Origin of the sequence: Nocardia sp. A7 (genome assembly GCF_046549215.1) — a bacterium.
In the GTDB taxonomy this organism is placed as follows: Bacteria; Actinomycetota; Actinomycetes; order Mycobacteriales; family Mycobacteriaceae; genus Nocardia.
Map to the genome: position 1 here is coordinate 91,051 of NZ_JAJPWE010000006.1, position 17,088 is coordinate 108,138.

The 17,088-nt window shown below is 68.0% G+C and carries 17 protein-coding genes; 5 read left to right on the forward strand and 12 right to left on the reverse strand.

Annotation, left to right across the window (positions count from 1 at the left end):
* The first annotated feature begins 41 nt into the window (after positions 1-41).
* Entirely contained in the window at positions 42-209 is a 168-nt protein-coding gene (locus ACLJPD_RS29295; protein ID WP_410876438.1) for a hypothetical protein, read from the forward strand.
* Between the two features lie 58 nt (positions 210-267).
* Here ACLJPD_RS29295 and ACLJPD_RS29300 read toward each other — a convergent pair whose 3' ends face one another.
* Positions 268-867, reverse strand: a complete 600-nt coding sequence (locus tag ACLJPD_RS29300; protein WP_410876553.1) for a DUF3043 domain-containing protein — start codon at positions 865-867, stop codon at positions 268-270.
* A gap of 314 nt (positions 868-1,181) precedes the next feature.
* On the opposite strand from ACLJPD_RS29300, the gene ACLJPD_RS29305 reads away from it, so the two are divergent.
* Positions 1,182-1,538 carry a HesB/IscA family protein gene (locus ACLJPD_RS29305; RefSeq protein WP_056816608.1) on the forward strand — a complete coding sequence of 119 codons (357 nt, stop codon included), beginning with the start codon at positions 1,182-1,184 and terminating at the stop codon, positions 1,536-1,538.
* Positions 1,539-1,873: 335 nt separating this feature from the next.
* Positions 1,874-2,800: a carbohydrate kinase family protein gene (locus ACLJPD_RS29310; protein WP_410876554.1), complete on the forward strand. Its 927-nt coding sequence runs from the start codon at positions 1,874-1,876 to the stop codon at positions 2,798-2,800.
* 57 nt (positions 2,801-2,857) lie between these two features.
* Here ACLJPD_RS29310 and asnB read toward each other — a convergent pair whose 3' ends face one another.
* The gene (gene asnB, locus ACLJPD_RS29315) at positions 2,858-4,801 is read right to left on the reverse strand and encodes an asparagine synthase (glutamine-hydrolyzing) (RefSeq protein WP_410876555.1); all 1,944 of its coding nucleotides are present in this window, start codon (positions 4,799-4,801) and stop codon (positions 2,858-2,860) included.
* A gap of 484 nt (positions 4,802-5,285) precedes the next feature.
* Between asnB and ACLJPD_RS29320 the strand changes: the two genes are divergently transcribed.
* On the forward strand, positions 5,286-6,275 hold the full coding sequence (locus tag ACLJPD_RS29320) for a cytochrome c oxidase subunit II (RefSeq protein WP_410876556.1): 990 nt from the start codon (positions 5,286-5,288) through the stop codon (positions 6,273-6,275).
* 10 nt (positions 6,276-6,285) lie between these two features.
* A complete protein-coding gene (locus tag ACLJPD_RS29325; protein ID WP_056816603.1) occupies positions 6,286-6,702 on the forward strand; it encodes a cytochrome c oxidase subunit 4 in 417 nt (138 codons plus the stop codon).
* A gap of 76 nt (positions 6,703-6,778) precedes the next feature.
* Here ACLJPD_RS29325 and ACLJPD_RS29330 read toward each other — a convergent pair whose 3' ends face one another.
* The 10 genes from ACLJPD_RS29330 to ACLJPD_RS29375 form a co-directional block, all read right to left on the reverse strand.
* Complete coding sequence (locus tag ACLJPD_RS29330; protein ID WP_410876439.1) at positions 6,779-8,050, reverse strand: FAD-binding oxidoreductase; 1,272 nt, start codon at positions 8,048-8,050, stop codon at positions 6,779-6,781.
* Positions 8,051-8,101: 51 nt separating this feature from the next.
* Entirely contained in the window at positions 8,102-9,655 is a 1,554-nt protein-coding gene (locus tag ACLJPD_RS29335) for an alkaline phosphatase D family protein (protein ID WP_410876440.1), read from the reverse strand.
* Positions 9,656-9,731: 76 nt separating this feature from the next.
* Complete coding sequence (locus ACLJPD_RS29340; RefSeq protein WP_410876441.1) at positions 9,732-11,111, reverse strand: ABC1 kinase family protein; 1,380 nt, start codon at positions 11,109-11,111, stop codon at positions 9,732-9,734.
* A gap of 200 nt (positions 11,112-11,311) precedes the next feature.
* A complete protein-coding gene (locus ACLJPD_RS29345) occupies positions 11,312-12,040 on the reverse strand; it encodes a lysophospholipid acyltransferase family protein (protein ID WP_410876442.1) in 729 nt (242 codons plus the stop codon).
* Between the two features lie 119 nt (positions 12,041-12,159).
* The gene (locus ACLJPD_RS29350; protein ID WP_410876443.1) at positions 12,160-13,155 is read right to left on the reverse strand and encodes an ROK family protein; all 996 of its coding nucleotides are present in this window, start codon (positions 13,153-13,155) and stop codon (positions 12,160-12,162) included.
* Positions 13,152-13,724, reverse strand: a complete 573-nt coding sequence (locus ACLJPD_RS29355; protein ID WP_410876444.1) for a hypothetical protein — start codon at positions 13,722-13,724, stop codon at positions 13,152-13,154. Before ACLJPD_RS29355 ends, ACLJPD_RS29350 begins: the two co-directional genes overlap by 4 nt.
* Entirely contained in the window at positions 13,714-14,994 is a 1,281-nt protein-coding gene (locus ACLJPD_RS29360) for an ArsA family ATPase (protein WP_410876557.1), read from the reverse strand. Before ACLJPD_RS29360 ends, ACLJPD_RS29355 begins: the two co-directional genes overlap by 11 nt.
* A complete protein-coding gene (locus ACLJPD_RS29365) occupies positions 14,991-15,428 on the reverse strand; it encodes an SRPBCC family protein (protein WP_410876445.1) in 438 nt (145 codons plus the stop codon). Before ACLJPD_RS29365 ends, ACLJPD_RS29360 begins: the two co-directional genes overlap by 4 nt.
* Before the next feature lie 66 nt (positions 15,429-15,494).
* Positions 15,495-15,887 carry a polyketide cyclase / dehydrase and lipid transport gene (locus tag ACLJPD_RS29370; RefSeq protein WP_410876446.1) on the reverse strand — a complete coding sequence of 131 codons (393 nt, stop codon included), beginning with the start codon at positions 15,885-15,887 and terminating at the stop codon, positions 15,495-15,497.
* A 43-nt stretch (positions 15,888-15,930) separates the two neighbouring features.
* Positions 15,931-17,058, reverse strand: a complete 1,128-nt coding sequence (locus tag ACLJPD_RS29375) for a glycosyltransferase family 4 protein (protein WP_410876447.1) — start codon at positions 17,056-17,058, stop codon at positions 15,931-15,933.
* Between the last annotated feature and the right edge of the window lie 30 nt (positions 17,059-17,088).

Below are 17,088 nucleotides of genomic sequence, written 5' to 3' on the forward strand. Positions count from 1 at the left end.
GCCACTTTCGGCTGAAAATCATCGAGCGCAAAATTACTGCCATGCTTACTTTTCTGATCGTCCTCGCCGTCATCATCGGACTCGCCGTACTGATCGGTCGCGGCACCGCAGGCTCCACCGGAATCGTCGACCGCGACGCCCAGCGCATGGACACCGAACTCAAGGCCATCGCGGGCTACTCGAACTACATCCGTCCCAGCCATCACTGACAACACGAATGCCGCCCCATCCGGTTGGATGAGACGGCATTCGGGAGTTGGGGAGAACTCAGACCGCGTCGCCGGGGCCTACCCGGGGCTTCGGGGCGCGCATCTTGCGGATCTGGGAGGCGCGGACGAAGGCGTACCAGCCCAGCTTGAAGCCGGTGTCGGTGGTGTCGGGGAAGCGCTCGATCACGCGGTTGCTCACGATTCTGCCGAGGACGAAGCCCTCGATGATCATGAAGACCATCATCACCAGCATCGCCAGGGTGACAATGGTCTGCAGGCCGGGGGCCACGAACATCGACAGGATCAGCACCAGCGCCATCGGCATGAACAGGCCGACCAGGTTGCGGCGGGCGTCCACCAGGTCGCGCACGTACGCGCGGACGGGGCCCTGATCGCGGGGCAGCAGGTACTTGTCCTCGCCGGCGAGCATGCGGGCGCGGCGGTCCTGCACGGCGGCGCGGCGGTCGGCGGCGGCGGCCTTGCGGTCCTGTTTGTTGCCCTTGACGGCCTTGCGACGGGCGCGGGCTTCCTTGGCGGTCAGCGGGGCCGGCGCGATCGGACCGCGCCGTTTGCCTTCCGCCTCACGCCTTTTCGGCGTCGGCCTGCCTTTGCCGGGGGTGGTCGAAGCGGTGGCGGCGGCCTGATCGGAGGCGGACACCGACGGGTCGACGGACTCGTCGATGGTGCTGGACTCGTCGCGACGGAACAATTTCACGTTCACCAGGCTATTCGATGATGCCGACCATCGGGAAACGCGGTCTGCTCAACGGTGGGCCCGATCTCATACCAGGCGGTCTGCGACGCAGATCACGTCGATATAGGGCGTAGTGTGGGCGCAAGCACCCAGGTGGCGTCCACTGGCTGCCCCGAGGGTGGCAAAATAGGAATAGCAGTTGCTGCGACAGCGTTGAAATCAGTCGTGCGCTGTGCACCTGAGGTCCGTTGACGGGCTGAGTCGAACTAGGAGTGTCCATGACTGTGCAGAACGAGACCGCCACCGAGACCCACGGTGCGACGCTGACCGACGCTGCCGCCATCAAGGCGAAGGCGCTGCTCGACCAGGAGGGCCGCGACGACCTGGCCCTGCGGATCGCCGTGCAGCCCGGTGGCTGTGCCGGTCTGCGCTACCAGCTGTTCTTCGACGATCGCATCCTCGACGGTGACATCGTCGTCGAGTTCTCCGGCGTGAAGTTGGCCGTCGACCGCATGAGCGCCCCGTACATCGACGGCGCCTCGATCGACTTCGTCGACACCATCGAGAAGCAGGGCTTCACGATCGACAACCCGCAGGCCACCGGTTCTTGCGCCTGCGGCGACAGTTTTAATTAGCGGCTGGCGCCGCGGTTTTCGGCCTCGTAACCCCGAATCCGAGGGGCGATACTGCGCCTTCGGCGTTACGTCTCGCCCCTCGGATCCGGGGCGGCCGAAAACGTGGTTGTCGCGTGGGGAGTTCGTAGGTGGTTGCGGGGGAGTAGCGATTCACTCGCGAGGGTGGTTGCTGTCGACACGGTTGCGTCGAGGTGAACCATGGGGGTGCGGCGCTTGCTAACGTTGAAGTCCGGGATTCGTGTGGTCCCGGACTTTTTCTGTTTCCTCATCTAGCGTCGAAGGGGCCCTGCCTCGTGTCTGTTGCCGTGTCCGCATCCATCGCCACCGACCACCTCATGCGCTTTCCCGGCCGGTTCGCCGATGCGCTGCTCGCCGATCAACTCGATCATGTGTCCCTGAGCTTCCTCGTCGACGATCTGCAGATCCGCCGTGGCGGAGTGGCGGGCAACATCGCCTACGCGATGGGTCTGCTGAAGCAGCGCCCGGTGCTGGTCGGTGCCGTCGGCGCCGATTTCGCCGAGTACCGGCAGTGGCTGGAGGCCAGCGGCGTCGACTGCTCGGCGGTGCATGTCTCCGCGACGTCGCATACCGCGCGGTTCGTGTGCACGACCGATGAGACGATGGCGCAGATCGCGTCGTTCTACCCGGGTGCGATGAGCGAGGCGCGCGATATCGACATCGCCGCGATCGCCGCCGCGCACGATGTCGACCTGGTGCTGGTCGGGGCGAACGATCCCGACGCGATGGTCGCCCACACCCGCCAGGCCAAGGCGCAGGGCATCGCCTACGCCGCCGACCCGTCCCAGCAGTTGGCCCGCCTCGACGGCGAGCAGGCGGCCGAGCTGATCGACGGTGCGGCCTACCTGTTCACCAACAAGTACGAGTGGGCCCTGCTGCAGCAGAAGACCGGCCTGAGCGAAGCGGAGATCACCGCCAAGGTCGGCATCCGGGTCACCACGCTGGGCTCCGAAGGTGTGCTCGTGGTGGATGCCGACGGCACCGAGGTCCGGGTCGCGGTCGTCCCCGAGGTCGCCAAAGTCGACCCCACCGGCGTCGGCGACGGTTTCCGCGCAGGCTTCCTCACCGCCCACCGCGCGGGCCTGAGTCTGGAGCGCGCCGCCCAGCTCGGCTCCCTGATCGCCGTCCTCATCCTGGAGACCACCGGCACCCAGGAGTGGACTCTCAACACCGAAGACGCACTCGAGCGCCTCACCAAGGCCTACGGCACCGACGCCGCCGACGAACTGGCTCGGCTGTTCTGACGCACGGAAAGCGAACGCCCCCTGGCTCTTTCGAACCAGGGGGCGTTTTCCGTGGGTTTACAGCGAGACGGGGTAGACCGGTTCCTGGATCTCCGGCTTGATGCGGTCTTCGACGAAGATGCCGTGCCAGACCATGAAGACCAGGACGGTCCAGAGGCGGCGGCTGTGGTCGGACAGGCCCGCTTTGTGGTCGCGGAGCATCTGGAGGATGGCCGGCTTGTTCAGCAGGTGGTCGGTCTGGGACTCGGCGATCTGGGTTTCGGCCCAGTCGTAGAGTTCGGTGCCGCGCAGCCAGTGGCGCAGCGGGACCGGGAAGCCGAGCTTGGCGCGGTGGAGGACGTGGTCGGGGACGATGCCGTCCAGTGCCTTGCGCAGCGCGTACTTCGAGGTTTCCTTGGTGATCTTCTGGTCGAAGGGGATGCCCTCGGCGACGCGCATGACCTCGTTGTCCAGGAACGGCACGCGCAGTTCCAGCGAGTTGGCCATGGTCATCTTGTCGGCCTTGACCAGGATGTCGCCGCGCAGCCAGGTGAACAGGTCCAGGTGCTGCATGCGCGCGACCGGGTCCCAGCCCGCGGACTGGGCGTAGATGGGGGCGGTGACGTCCTGGTGGGTCCACTCGGGGCGGAAGTCACGCAGGACCGAACGCAGCTGGGCGTCGTTGAAGCTGCGGGCGTTGCCGTAGTAGCGGTCCTCGAGGGTGCGCGAGCCGCGCTGCAGCAGGGACTTGCCGCGCCTGCCGTCGGGGATCTTGTCGCCGAGCTTGCCGAGCAGCTTGCGCGCACCGGCGGGTAGGTATTCGAAAGGCTTGAGCGACAACGGTTCCCGGTAGATCGTGTAGCCGCCGAAGAGTTCGTCGGCGCCCTCACCGGAGAGCACCACCTTGACGTGCTTGCGCGCTTCCTTGGCCACGAAGTACAGCGGGACCAGGGCCGGGTCGGCGACGGGTTCGTCGAGGTACCAGACGATCTCGGGGATCGCGGCGGCGAACTCGGCGGGGGAGACCACCTTCACGATGTGACGGGCGCCGATCAGCTCGGCGCTCTCGGCGGCCACGTCGACCTCGGAGTACCCCTCGCGCTCGAACCCGGTGGTGAAGGTGATCAGCTTCGGGTTGTGGCGCATGGCCAGCGCCGCGATGGCGGTGGAGTCGATGCCGCCGGACAGGAACGAACCGACGGTGACATCGGCGCGCATGTGCTTGGCGACCGAGTCCTCCAGCGCGGCGGCGATCTCGGCATAGCGAGCCTGCTCCGAACCCGCGACGAACGGGCGAACCCGGAAGTCGGGACGGAAGTAGCGGGTCGCGACCGGCTCCTGGCCGACCTGCACCGTGGCGTAGTTGCCGGACTCGAGGCGGCGGATGTTGCGGTGCAGCGTCTCGGGCTCGGGCACGTACTGCAGCACCGTGTAGTGCTCGAGCGCGCGCGGGTCGAGCTCGTCGGACAGTTCAAGGGGGCCCAGCAGCTCCAGCAGGCTCTTCTTCTCGCTGGCGAAGGCGGTGCCACCGGGGCCGGTCGAGATGAACAGCGGCTTGATGCCGAACGGATCGCGCGCCAGGAACAGTGCCGAGGTCTCGGTGTCCCAGATCGCGAAGGCGAACATGCCGCGCAACTTGCGCACGGCCTCGGGGCCCCAGAAGTGGAAGGCCGCCACGATGGCCTCGCCGTCACCGTCGGTGGCGAAGATCTTGCCGTCGGGGAATTCGGCGCCGTGCTCGGCGGCCAACTGCTCGCGCAGCTCGAGGTAGTTGTAGATCTCGCCGTTGAACGTCATCGCGTAGCGCTGCGGGTTGTTCGCCGGACCCCAGCGCAGTGGCTGGTGCGAGTGCTCGATATCGATGATGGAGAGGCGATTGAAGCCGAAGATCATGTGATCGTCGTGCCAGGTGCCCTTCTCGTCGGGCCCACGATGCCGCTGGCAGTGCAGCGCGTCGTACACCTGATCGACCACCGCGGTCGGTGCGGTATCAGCTGTCAGGAATCCGAGCAGTCCGCACACGGTGTCGCCCAACCTTCTCTCGTTCGATGATGGGTGGCCACAAGACGGGCCGAAACGCTGTGTCCGAGTATGCCGCACGCCTGCCCGACACGCCGCGCTCGCCCGCTCGTGCGAGGTGCGTAGCCACCAGGTGGGGGCCAAACCGCAGGTCGCGACGATCGGCGCGGTCACGGCGGAGTGTCGAAAGTGACCCCGCGACAAGACAGTGCCCGCTTTGGTCTACGCTGCGTAGTACTCAGGTCCTTCTCAGGTGTGCAGGCGTCACAGCGGCAATACTTCGACCAGGCCTGAAACTGCTTTGAAGAGGTGTCGGAACGGGCGAATCGCGGCCCGGACGACGCAATGTGTCGGAATGTGTGGCGACCAGGAAGGCGTGAGCGTGGCGCACAAGGCGAGCGAAGAGATCGGGGCACGACCCGAGAAGGGCCGGCAGGGCCGGGTTCTTCGGCGGGCCGGGCTGGCGGTGTCCCTGGGGATCACCGCGATGCTCGTCTCGGGCTGCTCGATCGACAATGTTTGGCTCCGGTTCGGCTGGCCCTCGGGTATCACCCCGCAGGCCACCCGGATGCGTGAGCTGTGGACCTGGTCGGTGCTGGCCGCGCTCGCCATGGGCGTGCTGGTCTGGGGCCTGACCTTCTGGACGGTCATCTTCCACCGCAAGCGCAAGAACTCCCCGGAGTTCCCGCGCCAGACCGGCTACAACGTGTCGCTGGAACTGACCTACACGGCGATCCCGTTCGTGATCATCGCGGTGCTGTTCTACTTCACCGTGGTCGTGCAGAACTACGTGCACGAGAAGGTCGACAACCCGGATGTCACCGTCGACGTGACCGCCTTCCAGTGGAACTGGAAGTTCGGCTACCGCAACGTGAACAACGTCGGCGGTCTCACGTGGAACGGCATCGACACCGAGAGGGAGCTGCTGAACGAAGAGCAGCTCGCCGAATACCGTGAGCTCAAGAACGACAAGGGCCACCCGCAGCCGGGTCCGTTGCACGGTAAGCCGGCCAACGACATCCTCTCGTACCTGCACTACGACAAGGTCGAGACCTTCGGTTCCAGCTCCGAGATCCCGGTCCTGGTGCTGCCGACCGGTAAGCGCATCGAGTTCCAGCTCGCCGCCGCCGACGTGATCCACGCCTTCTGGGTGCCGGAGTTCATGTTCAAGCGCGACGTGATGCCGAACCCGAAGGAAAACCAGTCCGACAACGTCTTCCAGATCTCGGAGATCGAGAAGGAAGGTGCCTTCGTCGGCCGGTGCGCCGAGATGTGCGGTACCTACCACTCGATGATGAACTTCGAGGTCCGTGCGGTCTCGCCGGAGAAGTTCGCCCAGTACATCAAGGCGCGTGAGTCCGGGATGACCAACGGTGAGGCGCTCGCGTCGATCGGCGAGTCGCCGGTGGCCACCACCACGTACCCCTTCAACACCAAGCGCGACGCCAAGAGCGCTTCGGTGAACGAGAGCAAGTGAGGATTCTGACATGAGGATCGAAGCGCGGATCTTCGAACTGCTCACGGCGTTCTTCATCCTGGTGGGCATCGTCTACGGCTTCTTCACCGCCCAGTCGCGCACCGGCATCGAGTGGGCGGGCACCACCGCGATCGTGCTGACCGCGGGCCTGTCGCTGATCATCGGCACCTACTTCCGGTTCGTCGCGCGGCGTATCGACCTGCGTCCTGAGGACTACGAAGAGGCCGAGATCGTCGACGGCGCCGGTGACCTGGGCTTCTTCTCGCCCGGTAGCTTCTGGCCCATCCTGCTGGCCGGCGCTGGTTCGGTCACCGCTCTGGGCCTGGCGTTCTTCCAGTTCTGGCTGATCGGTCTCGGCGTGGTGCTCGTGCTCGCCGCCGCCGCCGGCCTGGTGTTCGAGTACTACCTCGGCGCCGAAAAGCACTGAGCTACAAGCAATAAGGAAGGCCCCCACCGGGTTCGGTGGGGGCCTTCCTTTTTGGTGTCTTATCTGTTTCGGTGACTCAGACGCTGTAGCGCAGGGCCTGTTCCGAGCGGCAGATGTCGTCGATGCCGGAGACGATCTCGCGCAGCTGCTCCGAGGGCAGGGCTGAGGGGCGCAGGCGGCAGGTGAAGGTGATCAGGCCGTAGTCGGCGGGGGTGAGGCCGCGGGCGGCGGCTTCGGCGCGCAGGTATTCCGAGCGCACGCCGTAGGTCATCGCGGAGATGACGGTGAAGCAGCCAGAGCGTTCACGGTGGGCCGAGAACAGGTCGTGCAGGCCGTAGAAGACCGAACCGTAGTTGGCCAGCGGGGCGAACACGCCGACGCGGTAGGCGGGGCCGCGTTCGGAGGAGTTGATCACGGTGTCGGCCAGGTACTCGGCGTCGCGCATGGTGAGCACCTTCGGCGCGAACATCAGCGCGCCCGCTGCCGCGTTGCGGACCGGCATGCCCGCGCGGCCGCCAGCGGCGGAAGCGATGGCGCCCAACGACTTCCGGGTCCGCGTGCCGACCTCGCGGCGGGCCCGCAGGCCGCGAGTGGGGGCGGTGGGGTACAGGCTCGACCACTGACCGAAGCGGACGGCGCCGAGGGTCACCTGGCCGGTGCCGACCGGGCGCGCCATCTTCAGCGGGGCGGTGTCGACCCAGCGGCCGACCTGCAGTGCCGCGCTGCCGGGGTTGGTGATCTCGTTGGTCGCGTGCTCGACGAAGGAGTCGAAGTCGAGGAACCGGTCGGCGTCGGTGGTGAGCATGGTGTGGTCTTTGTCGACCTCGACCACATCCAGGGTCAGCGCGGTGATGATGCCCGCGCGACCGCCCGCGCCGAGGATGCGGTGGAAGCGCTCGGTGTGGTGACCGCGCCCGCAGGTGCCGATCCGGCCGTCGGTGTCGACGTATTCGAGGTCGACGATCTGGTCGATGAACATGCCGTAGCGGTGCGAGGCGGTGCTCACCCCGCCGACGGAGGCGAAGCCGCCCGCGGTGATGTCGCGATGATCGCCGACCACCGGCAGGCCGAGACCGTGCGCGCCGAGGCGACGGTCGATCTCGGACAGCTTCGCGCCCGCCTGCACGCGCACGGTGCGCCGACCCAGGTTGATGTCGAGCACCGAGTTCATCTTGCGCAGCGAGAGCGCGCCGCGCTGATCGGTCAGGCCATAGGACTCTTCGGTCTGTTCACCGCCGCGCACCGTCAAGCGTTCCGACCGGCCGCGCGAATCACGCACGGTGCGAACGACATCCGCCGTGTCGGTGGGGAGATATTCTTCGGAGATGATGGTCTGCGGCGTGCCCATGACCGCATAGCTAACCACAGGTGGGCGGTTCTTGCGCAGGGTACTTCGCACCTATTTCCGGGTCGGCGCGAGTTTCTTGGCGAACAGGACTTTTCCGGTCGCGTCGCACAAGTTGACGGTCATTTCTCCGGTGCGGCCGTCGATCTTCACCTCGCCGAAGTGTTGGTACTCCGGGTCCATGGGGGAGGTGTTGGGGGTGGGCGGCGCGTGGACGTACACCGCTTCGGGTCCGAAGGTGGGGTCGAGGGGGTTGGGGCCGAACGCGCCCGCGTTGAGCGGGCCCGAGACGAACTCCCAGAACTCGTCGAAGTCGGTGAAGGCGGCGCGGGCGGGGGAGTAGTGGTGCGCGGCGGTGTAATGGACGTCGGCGGTGAGCCAGACGACGTCGGCGACCTTGTTCGCCTTGATCGCCGAGAGCACCTGGGCGATCTCGGTTTCGCGCCCCGACGGTGCGCCGGGGGCGGCGTTGGCCGGTCCTTCGAAGGCGGTCTTGCCGTCGGGCACGACGACGCCGAGCGGCAGGTCGGCGGCGACGATCTTCCAGGTTGCCTTGGAGTCCTTCAAACCCTCGGTGAGCCACTTGATCTGCGCGGCGCCGAGGATCTGGCCCTGGGGTGCGGTGTTGGCCGTGTTGGCGTCCTTGTAGGCGCGCATGTCCAGGACGAACACATCGAGCAGTGGGCCGTAGGAGATCTTGCGGTAGAGGCGGCCGTCGACAGCTTCCTTTGGCTCCAGGGGCATCCACTCGTGGAAGGCCTGCCAGGCGCGCGTCGCGAGGGTGTCCATGCTGCGCTCGGTGTAGCCCTTCTCGGCGGCGACCGTGCCGCCGGGGGACCAGTTGTTGGTGGTCTCGTGGTCGTCCCACTGGACGATCTGGGCGACGGCGGCGTTGAACCGACGGTAGTTGTCGTCGGTGAGGTTGTAGGCGTAGTTGCCGCGGAACTGGTCGAGGGTCTCGGCCGGTGAGTTCTTGGCTTCGGCGGTGATGTTCTTCCAGATCCGGCCGTCGGGCAGCGTCACCGACTCGGTGAGGGCGTTGTCGGCGTAGATGCAGTCGCCGGAGTGCAGGAACAGGTGCGGGTCGCGGGCGGCCATGGTGGCGAACACCTTCATGCCGCCGAGGTCGGGGTTGATGCCGAAACCCTGGCCCGCGACGTCACCCGACCACAGCAGCGAGATATCCGAGGGCGCGGTCGGCGCCGTGCGGAAGACACCGGTGATGGTCTCCGAGCTCGCACCGTCTTCGCCGTCGAGACGCACGCGGTAGTGCACGAGTTGCCCGGCGGGCAGACCGTTCACCCGCACCCGCCCGGTCCCATCGGTAGCCGGGGTCAACAGCGGCCCGGTGAATCGCTTGACGTCACTGAACTTCTCGGTCGCCGAGGTCTCCACCACCAGCGTCGCGGGCGTGTCCGACCGAGCCCAGATCAGCGCACCGTCACTACGCGGATCACCCACGGCGATCCCGTGCGTGAGCGTGGGCCGCGCCCGCACCAAGCCGGGCCCGTCATCACCGCAGGCCACCAGGGCAGGAGCGGTCACAACGCCGAGAGCGGTTGCGCGCAGCAGCGTGCGCCGAGACATCGCGAAATCCGAGACAGCCATGAGCCTTACGGTGCGTCACCGGTCGTAACACGCGGTCGTTAGCAAGGCAACAGAGCATGAACTGTGCCGTACGAACTCACAGGCCCGCGGCGGCGGCGGTCTCGGGGTACCAGCGGGTGCACTCGGTGCGGAGGGGAACGGTGGTGTGGAGTTGGCAGAGGACTGCGATGCCGCCGAGGAAGGAGCGCAGGATAGGGGTGTGGGCGGGGGGCATGGTGAGCTGGCGCAGGATGTTGGTGAGGCGGAGGTCGGTGGCCAGGCGGACCTGCTCGCGCAGCCAGTCGGCCGAGAGCGGGTAGGTGGGGGCGAGCAGGGCTTCGCGCACCGGTTGGAGGCGGGCGGCGACGGTGGCGATGTCGAGATCGCGGTCGGGGGCGACGAAGCCGTGGTGGCGCATGGCGGCCTCGAGATCGGTGGGGGAATCGGCGATGACGGCGGCGCCTACGTCGCTCGCGACGTCGAGGAACGTGGCGGGCCAGGGGGTGCAGGCACCGAAGTCGACGACACCGAGGCGGCCGTCGGGCATGCGCAGGAAGTTCCCGGGGTGGGGGTCACCGTAGACGAGGGCGGCGCGGGCAGGGGCGGAGAACAGGAAGCGCATGATCAGCACGCCGAGGCGATCGAGTTCGGCCGCGTTGCCGCGAATGATCAAGCGGGACAGCGGAACACCGTCGAGCCACTCGGTGACCAGGACGTCGCCGCGCTGGGCGATCACGCGGCTCACCACGACCTCGGGATCATCGGCGAAAGCCGTGGCGAAGGCGCGCTGGTTGACGGCCTCACGGGCGTAGTCGAGTTCGTCGCGGATCTCGTTGCACAGTGCCTCGACCACCGGACGGGTGTCGGCGCCGGGCAACAGCGCGGTGAAGAAGGGAGTCGCGCGGCGCAGGGCCTGCAGGTCGGCCAGCACCGCGCGGCGGGAACCGGGGTACATGAGCTTGACCGCGACCTCGGTGCCGTCGTGCCAGCGGGCGCGATGGACCTGGCCGACCGAGGCGGCGGCGCAGGCGCGGTCGTCGAACTCGAGGAACAGCGAGCGCCACTGCGGGCCGAGGTGGGTGGCGAGCTCGGCGTGGACCGCGCCGGGCAGCATGGCCGGTGCGGAATCGTGCAGCCGCGCGAGGGCTTGGCGGTACGGTTCGGCCAGATCGGGGGCGAGGCCGAGTTCGAGCAGGCCGAGCAGTTGGCCCAGTTTCGCGACGCAACCCTTGAGTTCGCCGAGTACCTGGAAGAGGTGTTCGGCGGTGCGGACGCGGATGTCGCGATCTACCTCGGCGGGGTCGCGGCCCGCCGCGCGTTTGCCGAAGCCTGCGATGCGCCTGCCCGCGTAGGCGACCGGTACCGCGGCCAGCCGGGCGCCGCGGACTACCCGGCCGGTGGGCGGATTGCCGTCGCGTTGAGGCTTTCGCCGTGCGAACGGCACGACGCGACCCTCGTCGGATTCGCCTCCGGCCATGTCTACCTCACTGTCCGCCGCCGCCCGCCACTCTGATGGCCCACCCGTCCGTCAACCTGTGCCCGGCAAAGGTTACCAATCGGGCGTGCGGGTGTCCGGGCAACGGCAGGCGATTACCTGGGCGTTCGGTCCGAGCGTCACCCGGTCGATCAGAGATCAGCCAACGATTCGGTTCATCGTGCGGCGCAGCGGGTTTCGGCTCAGCTCGCCTTGGTTACGGGGATGCGGGTGGCGTCGATCTGGTTGTCGCTGGGAGCGACGCCCTTCTTGAGGCTGTGCGCGTACACGTCGACGTATTCCTGGCCGGTGAGCCGCATCAGCTCGTACATCACCTCATCGGTGACGGCGCGCTCGACGAAGCGGTTGCCGCTCATGCCTTCGTAGCGCGAGAAATCAAGAGGCGCGCCGAACTTCAGGATGACCTTCTGGCGACGCCACTTGAACGGTCCGGGGGGCGAGACCTTGTCGGTGCCGATCACCGCGACCGGGATCACCGGGACGCCGGTTTCGAGCGCGAGGCGTGCCATGCCGGTCTTGCCCTTGTAGAGGCGGCCGTCGGGGGAGCGGGTGCCCTCGGGGTACAGGCCGACGAGACGGCCTTCGTCGAGGAGTTTGGTGGCCGCGCTGAGCGCGTCCTCGGCGGCCGAGGCGCCGCTGCGGTCGATCGGGTACTGGCCGGTGCCGCTGAAGAAGAACTTCTGCAGGCGACCCTTGAAACCGGGGGTGTTGAAGTATTCGGCCTTGGCCAGGTAGTTGATCCGGCGCGGGCTCAGCAGGGGAGCGAACAGCCAGTCGGAGAAGGAGAGGTGATTACCCGCCATGATGGCCGGGCCGTCGGTCGGAATGTTCTCGACACCTTCGACCTCGGGCCGGTTGTACACGTGCATGAAGGGTCCCACGAGAACGAACTTGAGCAGCCAGTAGAACATGGCGTCCTTTCCCCAGGGGACCGGGATAATTGTGTAGAGCCTCGTCGCACAACGACTTTACCGCTGGTCGCAGGTCACAACCAAGCCAGGATGGTAGCCGGAGCACATCGCTGTGACCCTTATCTCGCCGCGCGACCGGCCACCGGCGCATCGGCCGCCGCCCTGGCCAGTTCCGCGGCGCCGATCATACCCGCGGCCTCGCCGAGCTGGGTGGTGCGCAGCCGGGCCAGCGGTCGATGCCCGGCGCCGGTGACCGCGGCGGCGTAGTGCTCGCGGGCCTCGTCGAGGAACAGCGGCGCCGAACTGCTCACCCCGCCGGCGATCACCACGAGGTCGGGATCGAACAGATCGCTGACGAAGGCGAGGCCGAGGCCGAGCCAGCGGGCGAAGTCGGCCATCACCCGGACCGCGAGCGGGTCGCCGTCCTGGGCCGCACCCGCGACCCGGCGGCCGGTGAGCGAACCGGGGTCGCGGAGCACATCGCGGGCCAGCACCGAGCGCACCGGATCGGTCGCGAGCATTTCGATGGCGGTGTCGGCCAGTGCCGTTCCGCTGCAGTAGCGCTCCCAGCAGCCGTGTTTGCCGCAGGGGCAGGCGCGGCCTTCGGGAACGACCTGGAGGTGGCCGAGTTCAGGGGCGATGCCGTGGCTGCCGCGATAGAGCTGACCGTCGATGAGTAGGGCGGCGCCGATGCCGGTGCCGATCGCGACGAGCACCACCGTGTGCCCGCCCGCCGCCGCACCGAAGCGGTACTCGGCCCAGCCCGCGGCGTTCGCGTCGTGTTCGAGGATGACCGGCAGACCCAGGCGCGCGGTGAGCCGTTGGGCGACAGGGGCGTTCTGCCACGGCAGGTGCGGAGCGAACAGGACCGTCGATTGATCCGTCGAGATGAAACCGGCCACGGCCAGCCCGACCGCCGCGATCGAATGCCGACGGGCCAGCTCGCGCACCGAGCGATCGATGGCGTCCTCGAGCGCGCGCGCCGAATGCGGGGTCGGGGCCTGCACGGTGTCGAGCACCTCGCCCGCGACATCGACCACCGAGGCGCGAATGTTCGTGCCACCCACGTCGATGCCGACGGTGAGCAGGTGTTGGGGGTCGATCCGCCTGGTCATGCCCGGATCGTCACCGGAATGTCGACATATTGCGAGCGCGGCGCGCGGGCGGTGGCGAAAGAGTCCGTGCCCGTGTTCGGTTCGGGAGTGACGGTGGGAGCCGTCGTCCGGGGGGACCCACCCTGCTGACGCGGCTCGGTGAATTCGTCGACTCGCCGAGGTCGCGGTGTGCCGTGCCGACCTTGACTGGCCGAACTCGTGTTCGGGCCGGTTGCGGCGGCGGGCTCCTCGGCCGAATTCGGTTGTCCCGCAGCATGATCAGCCCATTCCTGGGGCATGACCGGTTCGACGGGGGTGCCGGCGAGGGCTTCGCGCAGGACCGTCACCATGGAGGTGCCGTGCTCGGCCAGGGTGGCGACGACGTCGTGGTGATCGCCGCGGACCAGGGCGGCGGCGGCGCAGACCGGGCACCAGGCGCAGCCGCCCAGATCTGCCTGGCCGTCGGCGGCGGTGCGGCGCAGGACCGGTTCGACGCGAGAGAGCAGGACTTCGGCGAGTAGGCGCAGTTCCTCGGCGAACTCGGCGAAGCCGTCGTGGCCGTGACGCTCGGACTGGGAGTCAGTGCTCATCTGCGGTCGCCTTCGTGTAGTTCGGATCGGCGGGCCACACCCGCGGATCGGGCCGGAAGCGGACAACGAGGTGATCGGTGTCGAGTTCGGCGCCCGCCACCGTGCAGCGTCGCAGCACCGGCGCGAGCCGTACGCGTGTGCGCACCCCATCGGCTCCCACGATCAGATCGTCCTCCACTCGGCCCAGCCGCAAGGTGCCGGGATCGACAACCGGCAGCCGCATCCGCATCGCGTACACGGAGTCGACACCGGAGCCGGACTCCCATCGAACCATCGGTTCACCCGATTCGGCGCCCTGTGCGTGCGCGGCGGCCAGCGTGTCGACCGAATGGGATAACGCCGCCAGCGAATTCACCCCCACCGGTTCGGCACCGGCGTGCCCGGCGATCAGGATCGGGACGTCGGTGACCTGTTCGTGCAGGCGGGCCACCACTTCGAGTTGCTCGGCGCGGCGGTTGAGGTACCAGTGCACGGCCGGGTGGGCGTTGTCGCCGGGCGGTGGCATCGCTGCCAGGACCTTGTTCACCACCACCGCGTCCATCCGCAGGCCGAGCAGCGCGGCCGCCGAACGCATTCGGCGCGCCTCGGCGACGGCGACCTGTTCGGGACCGGTGATCAGGCGGGCGCTGGTGCGGGTGCGGTCGGCGAGCAGGTCGCGCACTTGTGTCACCGCGACCACGATCCGTTCGACCGCGGCCGCGAGCACCGCCTTGCGCAGGTCGAGGCCGATGGCGCTCATCGTGCGTTCGTGCTTGGGCCAGAGGCGCTCGAGGTAGTTGAGCATCGTGGCGGGGGCGGTGACGATGCGCAGCATGTCGGCCGAGGGCGGGCAGTCGACGACGATGACGTCCCAGTCGCTCTCCTCGGCGTACTGGCCGATCTCGACCAGCATCAGCAGTTCCTCCACGCCGGGCAGCCCGGTCAGCTCGGCCGGGTCCAGCGCGGTCAGGTCGACGCCGTGATCATGGCCGCCGCCCTTGGCCAGCATCGCCACCACATCGCGGAAACGGTCCTCTAGCAGGGCGAGGGAATCGATCTCGATCACCTCGATGCCGGGTGCCACCCTGGTCACTCCGGCGACGGTGCCCGGATCGTGCGGGAAACGGAAGCCGAGCGCGTCACCGAGCGAATGGGCCTGATCCAGCGAGGCGATCAGCACGCGCTGCCCCGAGCGGGCATACGTCATGCTCGTCGCGCAGGCCAGCGTCGTCTTCCCGACACCACCCTTGCCGACGAACAGTTCGACGCGGGTACCGCCCGGGGCGCTCAGCCTTCGACCCGCTTCTTCAGCTCGTTGAGCGCCGTATCGGTGATGACCTTCTCGGCTTTGCGTTTAAACATGCCGATCATCGGGATGTTCAGGTCGACGGTGAGTTCGTAGACCACCTCGGTGCCTCCGTCGGGACTGTCCAGGAGTTCGTAGCTGCCGTCCTGGGCCTTCTGCAGGTCGCCGCTGAGCAGCTGCCAGCTCACTGCCCTACCGTCGGCGCGCCAGGTGTAGGACAGCACGTAGGTGTCCTTGACGACGCCCGCGTCGAGCACGAACCGGGCGCTGGCCGCGCGTCCTTGCGCGTCACGCTCGATGACCTCCACCGACTTCGCGGCGGCCACCCACTCCGGATAGGACTCCAGATCCGCGATGACGGCCATCACCTGCTGCGATGGTGCGTCGATCAGGATCGTTCTCTGAGTCCGGTCAGCCATGGCAGCCAAGCCCTCCTGTGTCTTATCGCGGCTGGTGCCGCGGTTCTAGCGCGCCGGGAACGTACATCAGGGTGCAGTGAAGACCGCGGGTGCGACGCCTGCCGGTCGACCTGCTTCGAGCCTTGCCTTGAGTTCGAAGGCCATGTTCCGGCCTGCGACCCGGCGGGCCCGATTGGCCGCGGCCAGTGCGTGCGGCGACCTGGGCTCGGCCGAGGGTTCGGCGTGGAGGAAGTAGTGCAGGATCGCGCCGTCGGGGACGGCCTCGAGCCATACCTCCATGGTGCCGGTCAGCGCGCCTGCCACCGTCCAGCGGATGCCCTTGTCGCCGCGATCCTCGCGCACGTCGAGGCGTAGGTCGGGCCACCAGCGGCGCCAGTTGTTCGCGGCGCTCAGCACGTCGGCGATCGCGGCGCCCGGTGCGGCGAGGAAGGTCTGATCTGCGACCTGGATACTGCTCACTCGGCTGAGCGTAGTGGACGCCACACCTGGCCCTGGCAAGGTGTCACCGCAGCAGTTCGCGCAAGCGGGCGCCCTGGCGGTCCCAGTGCCAGTTCTGTTCCACCCAGGCCCGGCCGGCGGCGCCCATCTGGGCCGCCTTGTCCCGGTCGGTGAGCAGTTCGACGATGGCGTCGCTGATCTGCGCCACCGACCGGCCGTGCACCACGATGCCGGTCTCGCCTTCGCGCACGGTCTCGGGGGCGCCGCCGGAATCACCGGCCACGACCGGAACCCCGGTCGCCGACGCCTCGAGGAAGACGATCCCGAGACCCTCGACGTCCAGGCCCGCCCCGCGCGTGCGGCACGGCATCGCGAACACGTCGGCGATCGTGTGATGAGCGGCCAGCTCACCCGCGGGCACCCGCCCGGTGAACACGACGCTGTCCTGCACACCGAGCGTCTCGGCGAGTGCGCGCAGTCGCGGCTCGTACGGCCCACTGCCCGCGATCACCAGCACCGCGCCGTCGACGCGTTCGCGGATCTCGGTCATCGCCATGATCAGCATGTCCTGGCCCTTGCGCGGGACCAGCCGTGACAGACACAGCACGGTCGGGCGCTCACCGAGTCCGTAGCGGGCGCGCAGCTGTTCCCGTGCGGCCGGGTCGGGCCGGAATTCGGTGGGGTCGACGCCCGGCGGCAGGTGCTCGAGCGCCGCGCGCGGACCGAAGGCCGAGGCGAAACGGCCACGGGTGTACTTGCTGACGTAGGTCACCACATCGGTGTGCTCGCCGATCGACCGCAGCACCTGGCGCGATCCAGGCAGCATCGACCAGCCGACCTCGTGGCCGTGGGTGCTGGCCAGGATGCGTTCCGCGCCCGCGCGCCGCAGCATCGGCGCCATCGCCGCCAGGGGTGCGGCCGCGCCGAACCACACGGTGTCGCAGTCGTTCTCGCGCAGCAGTGCGCTCGCCCGCTTGATGACGGCGGGACTCGGCAGCATCAGCGTCGTCGGATGACGCACCACCTGGAACTGCTGCGCGGCGTCGAACTTCTCGTGGCTGTCACCGCGCCAGCGCGGGGCGTAGACCACCAGGTCCTCGGGCGGCAGCTGATTCGACAGTGCCTGCACATACGACTGGATTCCGCCCGGCCGAGGCGGGAAATCGTTGGTAACCAGCAGAGTTCGGGCCATAAGAGAACAACCTAATCGGTCGGCTGACAG